Source organism: Marinagarivorans cellulosilyticus (assembly GCF_021655555.1).
GTDB classification, from domain to species: Bacteria; Pseudomonadota; Gammaproteobacteria; order Pseudomonadales; family Cellvibrionaceae; genus Marinagarivorans; species Marinagarivorans cellulosilyticus.
Window position 1 is genome coordinate 5,293,831 of sequence record NZ_AP023086.1, and the last position, 17,237, is coordinate 5,311,067.

Annotated in this window: 13 protein-coding genes; 1 reads left to right on the plus strand and 12 read right to left on the minus strand. The window is 44.8% G+C overall.

Annotated elements, in window-relative coordinates:
- Window positions 1–29 precede the first annotated feature (29 nt).
- The 7 genes from MARGE09_RS21470 to MARGE09_RS21500 form a co-directional block, all read right to left on the minus strand.
- Complete coding sequence (locus MARGE09_RS21470; protein WP_236985225.1) at window positions 30–953, minus strand: ParB/RepB/Spo0J family partition protein; 924 nt, start codon at window positions 951–953, stop codon at window positions 30–32.
- An 81-nt stretch (window positions 954–1,034) separates the two neighbouring features.
- A complete protein-coding gene (locus tag MARGE09_RS21475; RefSeq protein WP_236985226.1) occupies window positions 1,035–1,850 on the minus strand; it encodes a ParA family protein in 816 nt (271 codons plus the stop codon).
- Between the two features lie 11 nt (window positions 1,851–1,861).
- Window positions 1,862–2,533, minus strand: a complete 672-nt coding sequence (gene rsmG, locus MARGE09_RS21480; protein ID WP_236985227.1) for a 16S rRNA (guanine(527)-N(7))-methyltransferase RsmG — start codon at window positions 2,531–2,533, stop codon at window positions 1,862–1,864.
- A 1-nt stretch (window position 2,534) separates the two neighbouring features.
- A complete protein-coding gene (gene mnmG, locus MARGE09_RS21485; RefSeq protein ID WP_236985228.1) occupies window positions 2,535–4,442 on the minus strand; it encodes a tRNA uridine-5-carboxymethylaminomethyl(34) synthesis enzyme MnmG in 1,908 nt (635 codons plus the stop codon).
- A gap of 90 nt (window positions 4,443–4,532) precedes the next feature.
- Window positions 4,533–5,912 (minus strand): hypothetical protein, encoded by a 1,380-nt coding sequence (locus MARGE09_RS21490; RefSeq protein ID WP_236985229.1) that lies wholly within the window; start codon window positions 5,910–5,912, stop codon window positions 4,533–4,535.
- A gap of 106 nt (window positions 5,913–6,018) precedes the next feature.
- Window positions 6,019–8,268 (minus strand): hypothetical protein, encoded by a 2,250-nt coding sequence (locus MARGE09_RS21495; protein ID WP_236985230.1) that lies wholly within the window; start codon window positions 8,266–8,268, stop codon window positions 6,019–6,021.
- Between the two features lie 240 nt (window positions 8,269–8,508).
- Window positions 8,509–11,052, minus strand: coding sequence for a cytochrome c (locus MARGE09_RS21500; RefSeq protein ID WP_236985231.1), 2,544 nt, complete (start codon window positions 11,050–11,052; stop codon window positions 8,509–8,511).
- A gap of 61 nt (window positions 11,053–11,113) precedes the next feature.
- Between MARGE09_RS21500 and MARGE09_RS21505 the strand changes: the two genes are divergently transcribed.
- Window positions 11,114–11,674, plus strand: coding sequence for a hypothetical protein (locus tag MARGE09_RS21505; protein ID WP_236985232.1), 561 nt, complete (start codon window positions 11,114–11,116; stop codon window positions 11,672–11,674).
- Window positions 11,675–12,847: 1,173 nt separating this feature from the next.
- On the opposite strand, the gene mnmE is transcribed toward MARGE09_RS21505, so the two are convergent.
- The 5 genes from mnmE to rpmH are packed head-to-tail and all read right to left on the minus strand — an operon-like array spanning window position 12,848 to window position 16,766.
- Window positions 12,848–14,191 carry a tRNA uridine-5-carboxymethylaminomethyl(34) synthesis GTPase MnmE gene (gene mnmE / locus MARGE09_RS21510; protein ID WP_236985233.1) on the minus strand — a complete coding sequence of 448 codons (1,344 nt, stop codon included), beginning with the start codon at window positions 14,189–14,191 and terminating at the stop codon, window positions 12,848–12,850.
- Window positions 14,192–14,213: 22 nt separating this feature from the next.
- Complete coding sequence (gene yidC / locus MARGE09_RS21515; RefSeq protein ID WP_236987428.1) at window positions 14,214–15,872, minus strand: membrane protein insertase YidC; 1,659 nt, start codon at window positions 15,870–15,872, stop codon at window positions 14,214–14,216.
- Window positions 15,873–15,892: 20 nt separating this feature from the next.
- Entirely contained in the window at window positions 15,893–16,204 is a 312-nt protein-coding gene (yidD, locus tag MARGE09_RS21520) for a membrane protein insertion efficiency factor YidD (RefSeq protein WP_420828079.1), read from the minus strand.
- Window positions 16,162–16,590 (minus strand): ribonuclease P protein component, encoded by a 429-nt coding sequence (gene rnpA, locus MARGE09_RS21525; protein WP_236985235.1) that lies wholly within the window; start codon window positions 16,588–16,590, stop codon window positions 16,162–16,164. The genes yidD and rnpA overlap by 43 nt, the downstream gene beginning before the upstream one ends.
- A gap of 41 nt (window positions 16,591–16,631) precedes the next feature.
- Window positions 16,632–16,766: a 50S ribosomal protein L34 gene (gene rpmH / locus MARGE09_RS21530; RefSeq protein WP_236985236.1), complete on the minus strand. Its 135-nt coding sequence runs from the start codon at window positions 16,764–16,766 to the stop codon at window positions 16,632–16,634.
- Between the last annotated feature and the right edge of the window lie 471 nt (window positions 16,767–17,237).

The following is a 17,237-nucleotide window of genomic DNA, read 5'->3' on the forward strand; positions in this document are numbered from 1 at the left end:
GCGCTTTTTTTATTTCTGACTAACAGGTGTTAGGCTTGGTATTTAAGGTGGGCCAATATGCCATCTAGTTCATCTAAGCTTTTATAGTTAAACACCAACTTACCTTTGCCTTTGGCGCCATGCTGTACTTTCACAGGTACACCCACATGCTCAGAAAGACCTTCTTCTAGCTTTTCTATGTCGCCACTGGCGCTAGAAACCGCTTTAGGTTCTTCTTTGGCTTCTTGTTGTGTTTTGCGTACCAGTGCTTCAGCCTGCCTTACAGATAAGCTACGAGCAATAATTTGGCGAGCAATACTGCGCTGTTGGTTTGATGGCAAGCTGAGTAAGCAACGGGCGTGGCCCATCTCCAAATCGCCATGCTCTAACAGCATGCGCACTTCATCAGTTAAGTTTAAAAGCCGTAGCAAGTTAGTTACACCTGTACGCGATTTGCCTACGGCATCGGCCACTTCTTGGTGGGTTAACTCAAATTCATCTTGTAAGCGCTTGAGGGAAATAGCCTCTTCGATGGGGTTTAAGTCTTCGCGCTGAATGTTTTCGATTAACGCCATCGCAATGGCAGCTTCATCGTTTACATCGCGGATAACGGCTGGAATGGTATCTATGCCGGCCAACTGGGTAGCGCGCCAACGACGCTCACCGGCAATAATCTCGTACTTATCTTCACCAATTGGACGCACCACAATAGGTTGCATCACCCCTTGCGCTTTGATCGATTCTGCAAGCTCTTGCAAGGCTTCTTGGTGCATATCGCGGCGCGGTTGGTACTTACCGCGCTGCATAAATTCTACCGGCAGGTTTAATAACCGACCATCTTTTGGCCCAGGCTCTGCAACCGGCATATCTGCTGCATTTAAGGGCTCAGCTTTGCCGGCCGGTTTATCTGTCGCTTGCTTGGAGGCACTTCCTAGTAGGGCGTCTAACCCTCTGCCCAAACCTTTGCGTTTCATGGCGGTATCCAATCAAAATTCTGTTTAAAGGCATTATGCCGTTTTACCTAGCGTCTTAGCCCCTGTAACACAGCAAGAGCTTTATTCGGGCGCTACCGCTGGTTTTTTCTGGCTCTTCTTATTGTAGCGCTCGGGCTCACAACGTTTAATCAACTCCCCTGCTAGCGCTAAATAGGCCAATGCTCCCTTAGAGGCTTTGTCGTACGCTAAAATAGGCACGCCAAAACTTGGGGCTTCAGCCAAACGCACATTGCGCGGGATGCAAGTATGGTAAAGCTGCAACGGGAAATGTTGCGTTAACTGGGCAGATACTTCGCCCGTAAGGCTCATACGCGGGTCGTACATTGTGCGTAAAATACCTTCAATTTTTAACCGCGGATTCAGCGCAGATTGCACGGTATCGATCGTTTCTTTCAACGACGATAAGCCTTCTAACGCATAGTATTCGCACTGCATGGGAATAATCACACCATCACACGCGGTTAACGCATTGACCGTTAGCATATTCAACGAAGGCGGGCAGTCAATCAAGATGTAATCAAAAGTATCCGCCACTGTGCTAATGGCCTCTTCTAACCGGCGCTCGCGGTTATCCACATCTAACAACTGTACTTCGGCAGCTGTTAAGTCGCTATTAGCCGCTAGCACCGAAAATTGCCCCTCAGGGGAGTAGACAATTGCTTCAGCCATAGAGACATCGCCGGCTAGTACATCGTAAACCGTATGCTGCTGAAGATTTTTATCCACACCAGCCCCCATAGTCGCATTGCCTTGTGGGTCGATATCAATCATGAGTACTCGGCGTTTAGTCGCTGCCAATGAAGCGGCCAAATTGACGGATGTTGTCGTTTTTCCTACGCCGCCTTTTTGGTTGGTAATGGCAAAAACTTTGGCCACAGCAATCTCTCTTACGGTTGTGTATCAGTTGAAGGGTTAGTACGCGGTTGCAGCTGGATAAGGCAGCGCTCGGCATCAAGGCCAGGTACTGTTAGTGGCTGAAAACCCGCGACAATATAGTGTTTTTCAATTTGGCTCAACTCGTCCACAGGGTTTTGCCCCTTCATTGCCCAAAAGGCTCCATTGTCCGCTAATAAATGGCCACTGCAACTGACAAAATCGGTTATTGATGCAAAAGCGCGACTAATAATCACATCAAACTTATCCACAGGGGCGAATTTTTCTACCCGCAGGTTTTGCACCGTCACATTTTTAAGGCCTAGCTCATTAACTACTTGAAATAAAAAGCGGATTTTTTTACCTGCGCTATCTAATAAGGTGAACTGCGTTTCGGGAAACAATATGGCTAACGGAATACCCGGTAGGCCGCCACCAGTGCCTACATCCAGCACGTTTTCCCCTTTAAAATGAGGGGCGACCACAAGGCTATCGAGAAGATGCAGCGTTACCATTGCTTTGGGGTCGCGAATGGCCGATAAGTTATACGCTTTGTTCCACTTAATAAACATGGCTAAATAGCGCATTAGCAGATTTTTTTGCGTATCTGTAATGCTTAAGCCTATATCGGATAAGCCATTAAGCAGTAGCGAGTGCTCACCAGCTAAACTTTCTTGCCACTCCATGCTATTTACCAGCCGCCGCAGCGGCAACTTGTTGCTTGCGCAGGTAGCCACGCTTTTTTAAGGTTATTAATAACAACGATACAGCAGCAGGCGTAACGCCTTGTATGCGCGTTGCACGGGCAATGGTATCTGGCTTGGCTTCTATCAATTTCTGTTTAACTTCATTCGATAAACCCTCGATATTTGAGTAATCAAAGTCGTTCGGAATCAGCGTTTCGGCATTCGCGCGTAACTTAGCCACCTCGTCTTGCTGGCGGTCGATATAGCCCGCGTATTTGGCTAGGATTTCTACCTGCTCGGCGACTTGCCCGTTATCCACAGCCTCGCCTTTTAAACTGGCAATATCAGCATACGTTAGCTCTGGACGTTTTAATAAATCGAGCAAGCTGTACTCGCGATTTAACGGTGCTTTGATTTTAGGCGCCAATATAGCCGCTTCTGGGCTGTTAGCTTGAATAAAGGTGGTTTTCATGCGCTGATGCTCAGACGCTACTAGCTCGCGTTTTTCACAAAATACACGCCAGCGCTCATCATCCACCAAGCCTAGCTCGCGGCCTTTTTCTGTTAAACGGATATCCGCATTATCTTCGCGCAATAGCAGGCGATATTCCGCGCGGCTGGTAAACATGCGGTAGGGCTCTTTTGTGCCCATAGTGATAAGGTCATCAACCAATACACCAATATAAGCTTGATCCCGCTCGGGGCACCAACTGTCTTGTTCTTTGGCTCTAAGCGCGGCATTTGTGCCAGCGAGCAAACCCTGTGCACCGGCTTCTTCATACCCCGTTGTACCATTGATTTGACCCGCAAAGAACAACCCCTTAATGGCCTTGGTTTCAAAACTGTACTTTAAGTCTTGTGGGTTAAAAAAGTCGTATTCGATAGCATAACCAGGGCGCGTAATATGAGCGTTTTCAAAACCTTTAATCGAGCGCACAAGGTCCATCTGGACATCAAACGGCAAGCTTGTAGATATACCGTTGGGGTATAGCTCGTGGGTATTTAGCCCTTCTGGCTCAATAAAAATTTGGTGACTGTCTTTGTCGGCAAAGCGATGGACTTTATCTTCAATAGAAGGGCAGTAGCGCGGCCCTACGCCTTCAATCACACCGGTATACATCGGCGAGCGATCTAGGCCGCCCATTATAATATCGTGTGTTTTTTGGTTCGTGTGGGTAATCCAGCAGCATACTTGTTCGGGGTGATCTTCGACCTTACCAAGATAACTCATTACCGGTAGCGGGTTTTCACCCCATTGCTCTTCCAACGAACTAAAATCAACGCTTTTAGCGTCGATACGCGGTGGAGTGCCTGTTTTTAAACGCTCCACATTCAATGGAAGCTCTCGCAAGCGATCGGCTAACGCAATACTCGGTGGGTCACCGGCGCGGCCACCAGAATGATTTTCCAAGCCTATATGGATTTTCCCCCCCAGAAAAGTGCCCGCTGTTAAAACAACCGAGGGCGCCATAAACTTAACGCCCATTTGGGTAATAACACCCTGAACAGTTTCACCTTCAACAATCAAATCGTCGGCTGCTTGCTGGAAGATATCGAGATTGGGTTGGTTTTCAAGAATAGTTCGAATGGCCGCTTTATAAAGGGCACGATCAGCTTGAGCGCGGGTTGCACGAACAGCAGGGCCTTTACGGCTATTGAGCACGCGGAATTGTATACCGCCCTTGTCTGTTGCCAGCGCCATTGCGCCACCAAGCGCATCAACTTCCTTTACTAAGTGGCTTTTGCCGATCCCACCAATAGCAGGGTTACAGCTCATTTGCCCTAGGGTTTCGATATTGTGAGTTAGCAGTAAGGTAGAACACCCCATGCGCGCCGCTGCCAAACAAGCCTCGGTACCCGCATGGCCACCACCAATCACAATCACATCATATTTTTTAGGGTAAATCATGGCAAACAGCCCACTGGAAAAATGGGCTGGGATTATAAACTAAAAGTAGGGTGTTTAAAATTTGTACGCTGGAATTTGCTTCAATGCTTTTTATTTTGCGACGGTAATGCGGTCACCGGTTGCTACATCTATGGCGATAATACCTTGAGCCCCAGCTGCGACGTAAAGGATGTTGTATTTAGGGTGCACTTCAATTGCAGTTATAAATGAACCAAGTCGCGGGCCATTACCTAACTTTTGCGGAATAATGCTCGATGAGGTTATTAGCTTAAAAGGTTTATCATCCTTAGTTAAATCCATCGACCATATCTTATCTTGATCAGCAATGTATAAGGTAGTCTTATCGTGAGTTAAAGCCATAGCCGTCGGCTTTTGTATTCGTCCATATTCATTATCGATTGATGCAAATACATTAGCCTTAGCGGTATATGTGTTTTGCTTTGGAGCAAAGTTAACTTCAACTAAAGACCCAGAACTAAACCCATCTGAGGAAGAGCGCTCCCTAGAAAGCAGTATCGAATCACCCAACTTTATAGCAGCAGAGGGAACATAATTACTAGAGAACCCAGTGCTCTCATCGGTGCTGACAAGCAAAGGGTAGTTTTCCCCTTTATATTCACCATCTAGGAACCACTGACTCAAAGAGTCATTAGCATCACCATCGAGAATATATGCAACTAAGTCATTCTCAGATGACAACAGCTCTTTACTATTATCAATAAAGACGCTTACAGGCTGATTCACCGGTGAAGTAGAATTAAATTGATCGATTACAACACCGGATGAATCCACAGTTAGCAAGCTTATGGGCGATTCTAATGATGCACCTTCTTCAATTAAGTATATTTGAGAGTCTGCAAAAGCTCCTCGGACAAGCTTCTGCTCTAATATATTTTCACTCTCATATATTTCTCTTCTATTATTACTGTTTATATTTACTTCGATAAGAGCACTTTTATTTTCATCTATAGCGTAAATCACACTACCTACATTATCAAAAAACAGGTCTATTGCATAAATGCTCCCACCCATAATTGCAGTATTGTTAGCGATCATAAACTGAGAGCTCTCCGTGTATCCATACTCACTTGTTACATTTATATCTAATGTCGGGGACTCTAACCCCTGCAAATAAATTAACTCGCCATCCGTACGCCATAAATCATTAAAAACCGTTAACGATATATCATTGACAGTTACATCTACCGCCTCACCAAAATTATCATTCGTTTCAACGTAAAGTTGTATTTGTGAATGATCGACACCGCCGAGGTTAGATAAATTAGTTGGGAAAACCAAATTCACTTTTACATTATTGCTTGCCACACTGGATGTACTACTTGTTTCGCCGCCATTCACAGGCTTCTTAGTTTCAGAATTATCACCGCCGCTACTTCCACACGAGATAACTCCTAGGCATAAAAAAATGCACATCAACTTACTTTTTATAGAATGCGATAGCACCGTCATGGCTCTAACCTCGATATTTCATAATCAGAAAACTGAGTCTATATAAAAAAGCCCCCGATCTTTCGATAGAGGGCTTCCATTTATGCTTCGTTCAACTAGCTAGCTCTTAGCGAGCAACTGTAATCCTGTTTCCTGTAGCAAGGTCAATTGCGATAACCCCTTGAGTTCCAGCAGCTACGTAAAGAATGTCATATACAGGATGTATTTCCATCGCGGTAACAGAAGCCGCTAAACGTGGGCCCTCACCTTTTTTACCCGTTGCTAAGTTAGAAGACGTCATTAATTCAAAAGACTTGGTACTCATATCCATCGCCCATATACGGTCTTTATCAGCAATGTACAGTACGGAACCATCACGATTTAAGGTCATTGATGTTGGCTTTTCAATCACCTGGCCATTCGATGACAATTCAACAAACAGCTCTGCTGAACTAGTAACATTACCGCGTTGAGCAGCTGAAGTAACCTCAATGATTGCACCAGTACCAGTGTTGCTTGATGTTCCAAATTGACGAGCAATCAATAAACTATCGCCATTCCTGACCAAAGCACGAGGACTATAGTTTCCAGAAAAGCGCGTGTCATCTTCACCAGCACCTTCACCGTCATCCACTGAAACCAACATACCGTAATGCTCCCCAGCATAATCACCAGATAGAATCCACTGGTGCAATGGGTCGCTTGAACCGAAGTCTACGAAGTACATAATTGCATCGCCAACTGAAGCAGTAAGCTCCGCATTAAGATCAACAAATGCGCTTCGTGCACCGTTAATTTCGGCAGTCGTTTCAGCATATGACGATAGAACAGAACCTTGCGCATCTAATTGCAATAACTCAACCGCATACTCTTCGCTACCTACAGTTGAGTCGTAACCGTAGCTATCGGCGACAATGTAGATTTCATCATTAGCACTATCGACGGCCATTGACCAGTAGAGATCTACAGACGCATCTTCAGATCGCATTGCACTGTATATAGCATCGCGCTCACCTGTGGTTGGGTCGAATTTACGTAATTGCCCCATATAAGCATCAGTGAAATACAGGATTTGATCATCTGTATCAAAAGCCAAACCAGACGCGTTGAATAATGCACCTTCACCAGCAATGCCACTTGCATGGTTATTAAGCACTAGTGCTTGCGAATCAATATCACCATTAACAATGACATCAAACTCTTGGTCCATATCAGTACTTAGGATTAATGCGTTATCTGCAGATATCCAAACATCACCAGTCTTAGTTAAGCTAACGTCGCCAATTGTTATCGATTGCGTATCTGCAGCGGCTTTCACCATCAATTTGGTTGCAGACACACCACCTAAGTTAGCTTTGTAAGTTGGGTAGATAAACTCAACCAACGCAGGGGAAGCCGGCTCAGAAGAGCTCGACATTGCAAAGCTAGAAGATTCCGGGGTAGAGCTACTGCTCATTTCACTGGATGAAGGAACCATATCAGAAGATGAGCTTACAGCAGCATCGGATGAGCTTGTTTCTGTACTTGAAGACGAAGCAAGGTCTGAACTGCTTGTCATCTCGCTAGAGGAGTTACCGGTATCGACACACCAAGGTGAATCAGAATGACTCTTCAGATAGGTTGCGATATTAGCGGCATCTGCAATACAGGCAGCATCACCATCACAGCCGTCAGTAAATTCCATCATAGACGTGGCAATATAGGCATCTAAAGATATTGCCGACTCATCAAATTTAACAAAACTGTTCACATCGAGAGACGGGTTAGCACCGCGTCCAGGTGCTGTACCGGTTGCCTCATCAAAAGCCCCGTGACAGGCCGTACAAGAGTTGTCTGCAAACGCTTGCTTTCCGAGATCTGGATCAACGATTGAACAATCAACGGGATCTGCAGCCACACTTGAAGCCGCTTCAGACGAACTCGACATTGCAGAACTCGAAGATTCAGCAATAGAACTGCTGCTTTCAACTGAAGAGCTCATCTCACTTGAAGAAACCCCAGCAGAAGAGCTAGAAACAGAAGCAACACTTGAGAGTGAACTCATAGATGATAATGAAGCAGGAGGCATATTATCCATACTGCTTGAGCTGGCAGCATCTTCTGAAGAACTTGATACACCAACACTGCTGTCACTTGTGGCAGATGAAGTACTGTTAGCCTCAGAACTTGAATCCATGCTTGAGGATACTGAAGTCGCCTCAGAACTAGACGCTAAGGCTTCTGAGCTGCTTGATACTACAACATCAGCAGAGGATGAATTATTTGTCTGCGGGGAAGTAGGGGGTTTGTCACCGCCACCGCCACTTCCACAAGCGGATAATATTGCCACGCTCAATACCGTAGCAGTCAGTTTTATACCTGTTTTAGCAAGATACATTCGTTGCTTCCTCTCAAGATTGATAGCGGGCCCTAAAGCCAGTTAGCCAAAAATTTGCGCGTATTTAATCACAGTTTTAGTGAATGACGCACACAGTAACACCATTGGCTCTAAATCCACGCCCATTAGTTCAAATTTTGATCAGAAATGAGAGGTTTTTGTGCTTTTTTGTTTTCTTTATCACAAAAAAAGCCCTCGACCTTTCGGGCGAGGGCTTTGTCTTTTAAAGCTTACTGAAGATTAACGAGCAACAGTAATACGGTTACCTGTGGCAAGATCGATGGCAATAATACCTTGTGCGCCCGCAGCAACATACAAAATGTCGTAAACCGGATGCACTTCCATCGCGGTAACAGAAGCCGCTAAACGTGGGCCCTCACCTTTTTTACCTGTTGCTAAGTTAGAAGACGTCATTAATTCAAAAGACTTGGTACTCATATCCATCGCCCATATACGGTCTTTATCAGCAATGTACAGTACGGAACCATCACGATTTAAGGTCATTGATGTTGGCTTTTCAATCACCTGGCCATTCGATGACAATTCAACAAACAGCTCTGCTGAACTAGTAACATTACCGCGTTGAGCAGCTGAAGTAACCTCAATGATTGCACCAGTACCAGTGTTGCTTGATGTTCCAAATTGACGAGCAATCAATAAACTATCGCCATTCCGGACCAAAGCACGAGGACTATAGTTTCCAGAAAAGCGCGTGTCATCTTCACCAGCATCTTCACCATCGTCTACTGAAACCAACATGCCGTAATGCTCCCCAGCATAATCACCAGATAGAATCCACTGGTGCAATGGGTCGCTTGAACCGAAGTCTACGAAGTACATAATTGCATCGCCAACTGAAGCAGTAAGCTCCGCATTAAGATCAACAAATGCGCTTCGTGCACCGTTAATTTCGGCAGTCGTTTCAGCATATGACGATAGAACAGAACCTTGCGCATCTAATTGCAATAACTCAACCGCATACTCTTCACTACCTACAGTTGAATCGTAACTATAGCTATCGGCAACAATGTAGATTTCATCATTAGCACTATCAACGGCCATTGACCAGTAGAGGTCTACAGACGCATCTTCAGATCGCATTGCACTGTATATCGCATCTCGCTCGCCAGTTACTGAGTTGAGTTTACCCAGCTGTCCAGAGTAAGAATCTGTGAAATACAATATTTGATCATCTGTATCAAAACCTAAACCAGTAGCATTGAACACCAAGCCTTCACCGGCAGATCCACTTCCATCATTATTCAAAACAAGAACATTCGCAGAAATATCGCCAGATTCATCGCTCAATATTACATCAAACGTCTGGCCCGCATCGTTATTAAGCGTTAACGCATCATCCGCAGAAACCCAAAGGTCACCTTGCTGGCTAAGCGCAACACCACCAACAGTTACGGCAGAAACCGTACCAGTAATTTCAGGTACATCACGTACTTTTAACACAACTTTCGTTGCAGTAGCGCCGCCTAGGTTAGCTTTGAAAGTTGGGTAAATAAACTCAACCAAACCTTCATCAACAGGCTCAGAAGAGCTAGACATTTCAGAGCTTGAAGATGCAGGAATGGAGCTACTGGTCATTTCACTGGAAGAAGATACCATCTCAGAAGATGAGCTCATGCCCATTTCACTGGAAGAACTCATATCTGAGCTGATGTTCATTTCGCTAGATGCTGTCATATCGCTACTTGAAGCATCAGGTGAAGAGCTTACAGCAGCATCGGATGAGCTTGTTTCTGTGCTTGAAGACGAAGCAAGGTCTGAACTGCTTGTCATCTCACTAGAGGAGTTACCGGTATCGACACACCAAGGTGAATCAGAATGACTCTTCAGATAGGTTGCGATATTAGCGGCATCGGCAATACAGGCAGCATCACCATCACAGCCGTCAGTAAATTCCATCATAGACGTGGCAATATAGGCATCTAAAGATATTGCCGACTCATCAAATTTAACAAAACTGTTCACATCGAGAGACGGGTTAGCACCGCGTCCAGGTGCTGTACCGGTTGCCTCATCAAAAGCCCCGTGACAGGCCGTACAAGAGTTGTCTGCAAACGCTTGCTTTCCGAGATCTGGATCAACGATTGAACAGTCAACTGGATCTGCAGCCACACTTGAAGCCGCTTCAGATGAGCTGGTTACTTCAGAGCTTGAAGAGTCTGCTTCGGAAGAACTGGCTGCTTCAGAACTTGAAGAATCTGCTTCGGAAGAACTGGCTAGTTCGGAGCTTGAAGAATCTGCTTCGGAAGAACTGGCTAGTTCGGAGCTTGAAGAATCTGCTTCGGAAGAACTTGAAGACGGAACAACTATAATCGCGCTCGAAGAACCACCAGTTTGGCTACTTGAAGCATCAGAAGAAGAGCTTACAGCCGGAGCTGAAGAGCTTGAGTCTTCGCTAGAAGATACAGTTTCTGAACTGCTGGACATTTCGCTGGAAGAATTACCAGTGTCTACACACCAAGGTGAATCAGAATGACTCTTCAGATAGGTTGCGATATTAGCGGCATCAGCAATACAAGCAGCATCACCATCGCAGCCGTCAGTAAACTCCATCATAGACGCGGCAATATAGGCATCTAAAGATACTGCCGACTCATCAAACTTGGCGAAACCGTTCACATCGAGAGGCGGGTTAGCACCGCGCCCGGGTGCTGTGCCGGTTGCTTCATCAAAAGCCCCATGACAGGCCGTACAAGAGTTGTCTGCAAACGCTTGCTTTCCAAGATCTGGGTCAACGACTGAACAGTTAACGGGATCTGCAGCCACGCTCGAAGCTGTTTCCGAAGAACTGGTTACTTCAGAACTTGAAGAGCCTGCTTCAGAGCTATTGGTTTCTTCAGAAGATGAACTTACTTCGCTAGACGAAGAAGCATCTTCAGAAGAAGAGGTCGTATCGTCACTAGAGCTAGAAACTCCAGCGTCTGATGAAGTTGAATCCTCAGAGCTTGTCGTTACAGCAGAAGAGCTTGTTACTGTTGAATCGCTTGAGGTTGTCGCAGAGCTTGGTGTAATGATGCCGCCGCCAGTAGGATCACTGGAAGATGCGCCATCGCTAGATGCATTGCCGTCACTGCTATTTGTTGTTTCGTCCGAAGAGCTATTACCCGTATCAGGTACAGAACTTTCTGATGAAGCATCAACGGATGAAACCACCGAAGATTCTGAGCTCTCGGTGGTTTCGGAAGAGTTTGTGGTTGAGTCACTTGATGATGTTATATCGGGTGAACTCGATGTTGGTGTTGAAAAATCAGGTACTTGGACCTTTTTCCCACTGCCGCATGCAGCTATGGATGTTGTCATTACAGCAAGTAGTACCGACCTGACAATTACAGTTTTTGCGGAGAACATTTCTAACCCCCGGGGTGGTTGTCTTTTATTTGCTAGTTAGACTTGCGATACAGCATGCAAGCCAAATTCATTTGAAAGACTAACCATACCGGCTAGCTTCCACTCGCACTGAGCATCGAGTGCTCGTTGCTTGTTATTTCGTACAACGTTAATTCCCTGTTTCTCAGCAATAAGATGTATTGCCTTGTCGATACGTACTGGTCGCTAATTGGCGAACTTAAAACGTGGAACCAGCTTACCCCATCGAAATACCACAATATATGTTCAGTTAATAACCACTATTGGTTTTGCGATTGGTTTCTCGTTTCCTTAGAGATTTGATCGGCCTTTCTTTTACCTATTCTTTAAATAAGCAAATAAAAAGACGGAACCTTTCCCCGTTTCATTGCTCGCCCGAGTATACCTGTGACCATTTTCCCTTGCGGATCTTTTGCGGCGCTTTGAGAAGTGCTTCCTAGAGGTATCCGTTTAATTTCACACAAATGCTGTGATACATATCACATTTTTTTACGATTAAAAAGTAATCAATTAACGATTTCGAAATTTTAAGTCTTTTGATCTTTAAAAATTTGAGCTGTGAAGAAATCTAAATCTCTTAGTAGAGAAGATTAAATATACTAATGTTATTAGTAAAAAAATTCGTGTGTGTAACAGTAAAAAAGTTAATATTTTCAAAGGCTTAATATTTTTTTATGCGGTGGTTTTACACTGCACCTAACCCCTGAATTGCCGTCGGCCAGTTGTGCATAAGAAATGTGAACTTAGGTTGAATGACAAAATTCGGTATATATCTGTGGATTAATGTGGATGGTTTTACTCACCTTGCTCATCATTTACGCATATGGCTGTCCACACTGTGTGTAAATCTGTGTTCAATTGTTAATAAAAGCTATTTATAACCATGGCATAAGTATCTTCTGTGTATAAACCTTTGGGTAACCTGAGTTTTCTGTGCATAAAACCCGTTTTAATGATGTGGGTAACTTTATATTCGTAAAAGTAATTAGATGAAGGCGCAGAGGCGAGGTCGGTTCTTTGTTGTGACTTTTGGGCTCTCGGTTCGCTTAATATGGCGGGTCTTAGGGCATTTAGAGGTAATAGAGGGAGCTAGCCTTTGGTTTTTGAGTGGCTATTGGGAACATATAGACGAGCGGAAATGGGCCAGCAGCAAAGGTTGTTAGCCAATAACTCAGTAGGAATGAATAAGGGGTGGTTATTTACCGATGCAAAAGCTGCTAAAAATACGACCAAGTAGATCGTCTGGAGTAAAGCGGCCTGTAATCTCACTCAGGTGATCTTGTGCCAAGCGAAGGTCTTCAGCTAAAAGCTCACCAGCGGCATGGTGTTGTAGCTGAAAAGCGCCGTTTTCAAGGTATTGCTGTGCTTGCTTTAGTGCATCAATATGCCTGCGTCGGGCGCTAAAACCGCCTTCAGTAGTACCTTGGAATCCCATTACACTTTTGAGTTGCTCTTTCAAATCAAGAATACCATCGCCGGTTTTGGCGGATAACCAAATTCCTTCGGTAGCTTGAGTTGGGATTTCCTCTAACTGATCGCTCTTATTGTAGATGACAGTGAGTTTTGCACGGTAGGCGGGGTTGTTAAAAAACTCGGGCCAATGGGTATGAATATCGCGCTGTTCGTCATCTGTAGCATCGATCATTAGAATAATGCGATCGGCTTTGTCTATTTCTTCCCATGCGCGGCTAATACCCATTTGTTCAACAATATCGTCGCTTTCACGTAGACCTGCGGTATCTGTAATGTGTAGCGGCATACCATCAATATGAATATGTTCGCGCAATAGATCGCGTGTGGTGCCGGCAATGTCCGTCACAATTGCAATATCCCTCTCGGCCAATCGGTTAAGTAAACTCGATTTCCCGGCATTTGGGCGGCCAGCTATAACAACTTTCATACCCTCTCGTAAAATGGCGCCTTGCTCGGCTTTATAGAGTACATTTTGCAGGGTGGCCATAATACGCTTCAGCTGGCTTGTAACATGGCCGTCTGTAAGGAAGTCGATCTCCTCTTCTGGGAAGTCTATCGCGGCTTCAACGTATAGGCGCAGGGCAATCAGTTCCTCTACCAAATTGTTAATGGCATGGGAAAATTCCCCTTGTAGTGAATTAACCGCCTGTTTGGCAGCTTCTCTAGAGCTTGCTTCGATAAGGTCTGCAATGGCTTCGGCTTGTGCCAAATCGAGTTTATCGTTTAGAAATGCGCGCTCGCTAAACTCCCCTGGGCGTGCCAGCCGGCCGCCTTGCTGAGTAACTTGCTCAAGTAGCATATCTAAAATAATAGGCCCGCCATGGCCTTGTAGCTCTACAACGTCTTCGCCTGTAAATGAGTGGGGCGCTTTAAAATACAGAGCAATGCCGTGATCAATCGCGTTTTGATTGCTATCTAAGAAAGGCAGGTAATGTGCGTGGCGGGGTTTTAGCGTGCTTGCGGTAATGGCTTGCCCAATAGCGAGTGCTTTAGGGCCGGATATACGAACAACGCCAACACCGCCGCGGCCTGGTGCGGTAGCGACAGCGGTGATGGTGTCATTCATAAAAAGTCCTTCGTGTTAATAATTACTTCTGGTTTTCAATTTGTTTTGTGATTACGTATTGCTGAATAATCGACAGGGTATTGTTGACTACCCAGTAAACGACTAAGCCTGCTGGGAAGAACATAAATAAGCCGGTAAAAAATACAGGCATCCACTGCATTAATTTTGCTTGCATTGGGTCTGGTGGCGTTGGGTTTAAGCTTTGTTGAATCCACATTGTTAAGCCCATAACTAAAGGCAAAATAAAGTAAGGGTCTTTTACGCTAAGGTCGTGTAACCATAAAAATGAGGCATGACGTAACTCAACACTTTCCATTAAGGCCCAATACAAAGCGATAAAAACAGGCATTTGTAACAGCATGGGTAAACAACCGGCAACGGGGTTTACCTTTTCTGTTTTGTATAACTTCATTAATTCTTGCGACATGCGCTGGCGGTCATCGCCATAGGTATCTTTAAGTGCCTGCATTTTAGGTTGCACTTTGCGCATTTTTGCCATGCTGCGATAACTAATAGCCGACGGGTAGAAAAACAGCACCTTAATTAAGAAGGTCAGGATGATAATGGCGATACCCCAGTTACCGACCAAACCGTGAATAAAATCTAAAGCGGCAAAAAGTGGTTTAGCAATCATCCACAAAAAGCCGTAATCCACAGTAAGGTCTAAATGCGGTGCAATTTTTTCGAGTTCGCTCACATCTTTAGGGCCGGCATAAAATTGTGCGCTAATTGTTTCACTTTGCCCTGGTGCAACCACAGTCGGCTCGCTTGCAAAGCTAAAAAAGTACATGTCGTTATTTTTAGCTTTACGCAAAGTGTAAGTATTTTGTTTGGTAGTATCTGGAATCCAAGCACTCATAAAATAGTGTTGAATCATTGCAATCCAGCCACCTTGTTTTGTGTGCTTAAACGGTTGTTCTGCAATATCGTCAAATGAATATTTATCGTAGTTAGTTTCGCTAGTTGTAGTTGCGGCTCCTAAAAAGGGAGACATACCAACGCCAGGTGCAATAACTGGGTTGTAAGAGCTGCGCTTAATGCTACCGACTAAACTTGCCTGCCAAGGTGCCGCAGATTGGTTATTAATAATGTACTGTAAATCGACTAAATAACTTCCGCGTACAAAACTAAAGCGTTTGGTAATGTTTACATCACCTTGTTGGTAATTAAGGTCAACGTTTAATGTTTCGTTGTCACCCATATTGTAACGGCTGCTTGCACTGACAAAAGTAGGGCGGCTCGATTTGCTATCGGTGCCATTAGTACCGGCAAGGCCACTGCGGGCGATATAGGTAGTACCAACGGTTTGGTCTAACAAAATAAAAGGCTCAGCCTTCTCATCGCCTGTAACTAATTTATCGTTAAACTTTAACAGCCCCACTTTTACAATATCGCCACCCACAGGGTTAATAGCAATTTGAAGTGTGTCAGTATTTACCTGAATTAACTGTTCTGGTGCGCTAACTTTTGGAGCCGCTGTGGTGGAGGTTGGTGGCATTTGAATATCAAATTCACTAACCTGCTCGGCTTGTGCTTCTGCCGCATTCACAGATTCACTGACCGATGTTGGCTGGAGATTTAAGGCGCTAATTTTGCGCTCTTGAAATTCGTTCCAGCGAATAATCAATAAAAAGGTAACAACGAGAATGCCACCAATGATCGAGGTGCGTAACCAATCCATCTTCATCTTGAGTTAAGCCATTAAGGTTTGGGAGTTTTTGGGGGTTGGGGAACTGGGTCATAACCACCGGCATGCCATGGATGACAGCAGCCAATACGTTTAGCACTTAACCAGCTTCCTTTAATCAACCCGTGGAGAGTCAATGCTTCTTCAGCGTATGCAGAGCAGCTAGGGTAAAAACGACAATTTTGTCCAAGCAAAGGGCTAATACAATAACGATAGCCTTTAACTAAAATCAGCACTAACCACAACAACGGTAAAAACACCATGGTATGCCAAGGTTTACGCTTTAAGGTGCAAGCTGAGCTGCGCGCTTGATGATGCGTTTCCATAAGCCATTAAATGCTTGTTGAAGTTGCTGATTAGTTAGGGTATCGGCCCCTTTGCGGGCGAGCACTATAGCATCTATTGGCGGTAGTTTGTGCTGTTGCAAGCGAAACGTCTCGCGCGCAAAACGCTTGATTCTATTGCGCTCGTGGGCGCGGCGAACGTGCTTTTTGGCAATAACAAGCCCCAACCGTGCTTGGCTGTGGTTATCGTTGTTTAAGCGAGACAATATGAGTAAGTGTTGATTAGACGCGCGAATAGGTGCGTTATCAAATACCGGAGAAAAGTCGTGTTTATTGAGTAAACGCTGCTTTTTGGTAAATACAAAAGAAGGGTAGTGTGGGGTGTTTGAACGTTGCTCGTTAGGAGCGCAATGAGTAGAAGAATACATCTCTTTACACGAATATGCCGAACACCCCGGCAAGCTCTTAATTAAGCAGCTAGTTGCTTACGGCCTTTGGCACGACGGCGAGTAATAATTGCGCGACCAGCTTTAGTGGCCATACGAGCACGGAAACCGTGAGTGCGTTTGCGTTTGATAACGCTAGGTTGGAATGTTCTTTTCATGATTTTAGTACCTAAAAACGTGTAAATTCGGTGTTTAACGAACGGCTAGGCCGCAAAAAGTCGGCGGATAATACAGATCTTTGCTCATAAAAGCAACAGTCTTGTGCCATAGGTAAAGCCTAGTGGTTGACTAGGCAATTATTCACAATATGTAGTGTTTACACCGATTTCTGACAGCTTACCCCATGCTTATATACAGAGTTATTAACAGTTTTTTTAGGGCGGACTGGTTTTAATAAACAGGATTTTTTTTTATCCATAGCCTTTGTAAGCTAAGTACTGCAAGGGGTTGGGTAAATTAGTGTGCCTAAAAAGTAATTTTTACCACATAAATATACACAAATATGTGGATAACTTAGCGCCTAGGCGTTAAACTTTGCCGCCATTTTCAGTACAGCTTTCTGTTTGGCTTTTACAGCTTCGATCTTGGCTTCATATTGCCAAATCGATATAAGTAATTGAGTAAAAAGC

What these genes read in the sequence shown, in the direction of transcription:
- MARGE09_RS21470 (WP_236985225.1), bottom strand. Translation starts at nt 953, where the DNA reads ATGAAACGCAAAGGTTTGGGCAGAGGGTTAGACGCCCTACTAGGAAGT.
- rsmG (WP_236985227.1), bottom strand. Translation starts at nt 2,533, where the DNA reads ATGGAGTGGCAAGAAAGTTTAGCTGGTGAGCACTCGCTACTGCTTAAT.
- mnmG (WP_236985228.1), bottom strand. Translation starts at nt 4,442, where the DNA reads ATGATTTACCCTAAAAAATATGATGTGATTGTGATTGGTGGTGGCCAT.
- MARGE09_RS21490 (WP_236985229.1), bottom strand. Translation starts at nt 5,912, where the DNA reads ATGACGGTGCTATCGCATTCTATAAAAAGTAAGTTGATGTGCATTTTT.
- MARGE09_RS21495 (WP_236985230.1), bottom strand. Translation starts at nt 8,268, where the DNA reads ATGTATCTTGCTAAAACAGGTATAAAACTGACTGCTACGGTATTGAGC.
- mnmE (WP_236985233.1), bottom strand. Translation starts at nt 14,191, where the DNA reads ATGAATGACACCATCACCGCTGTCGCTACCGCACCAGGCCGCGGCGGT.
- yidC (WP_236987428.1), bottom strand. Translation starts at nt 15,872, where the DNA reads ATGGATTGGTTACGCACCTCGATCATTGGTGGCATTCTCGTTGTTACC.
- yidD (WP_420828079.1), bottom strand. Translation starts at nt 16,204, where the DNA reads ATGGAAACGCATCATCAAGCGCGCAGCTCAGCTTGCACCTTAAAGCGT.
- rnpA (WP_236985235.1), bottom strand. Translation starts at nt 16,590, where the DNA reads ATGTATTCTTCTACTCATTGCGCTCCTAACGAGCAACGTTCAAACACC.
- rpmH (WP_236985236.1), bottom strand. Translation starts at nt 16,766, where the DNA reads ATGAAAAGAACATTCCAACCTAGCGTTATCAAACGCAAACGCACTCAC.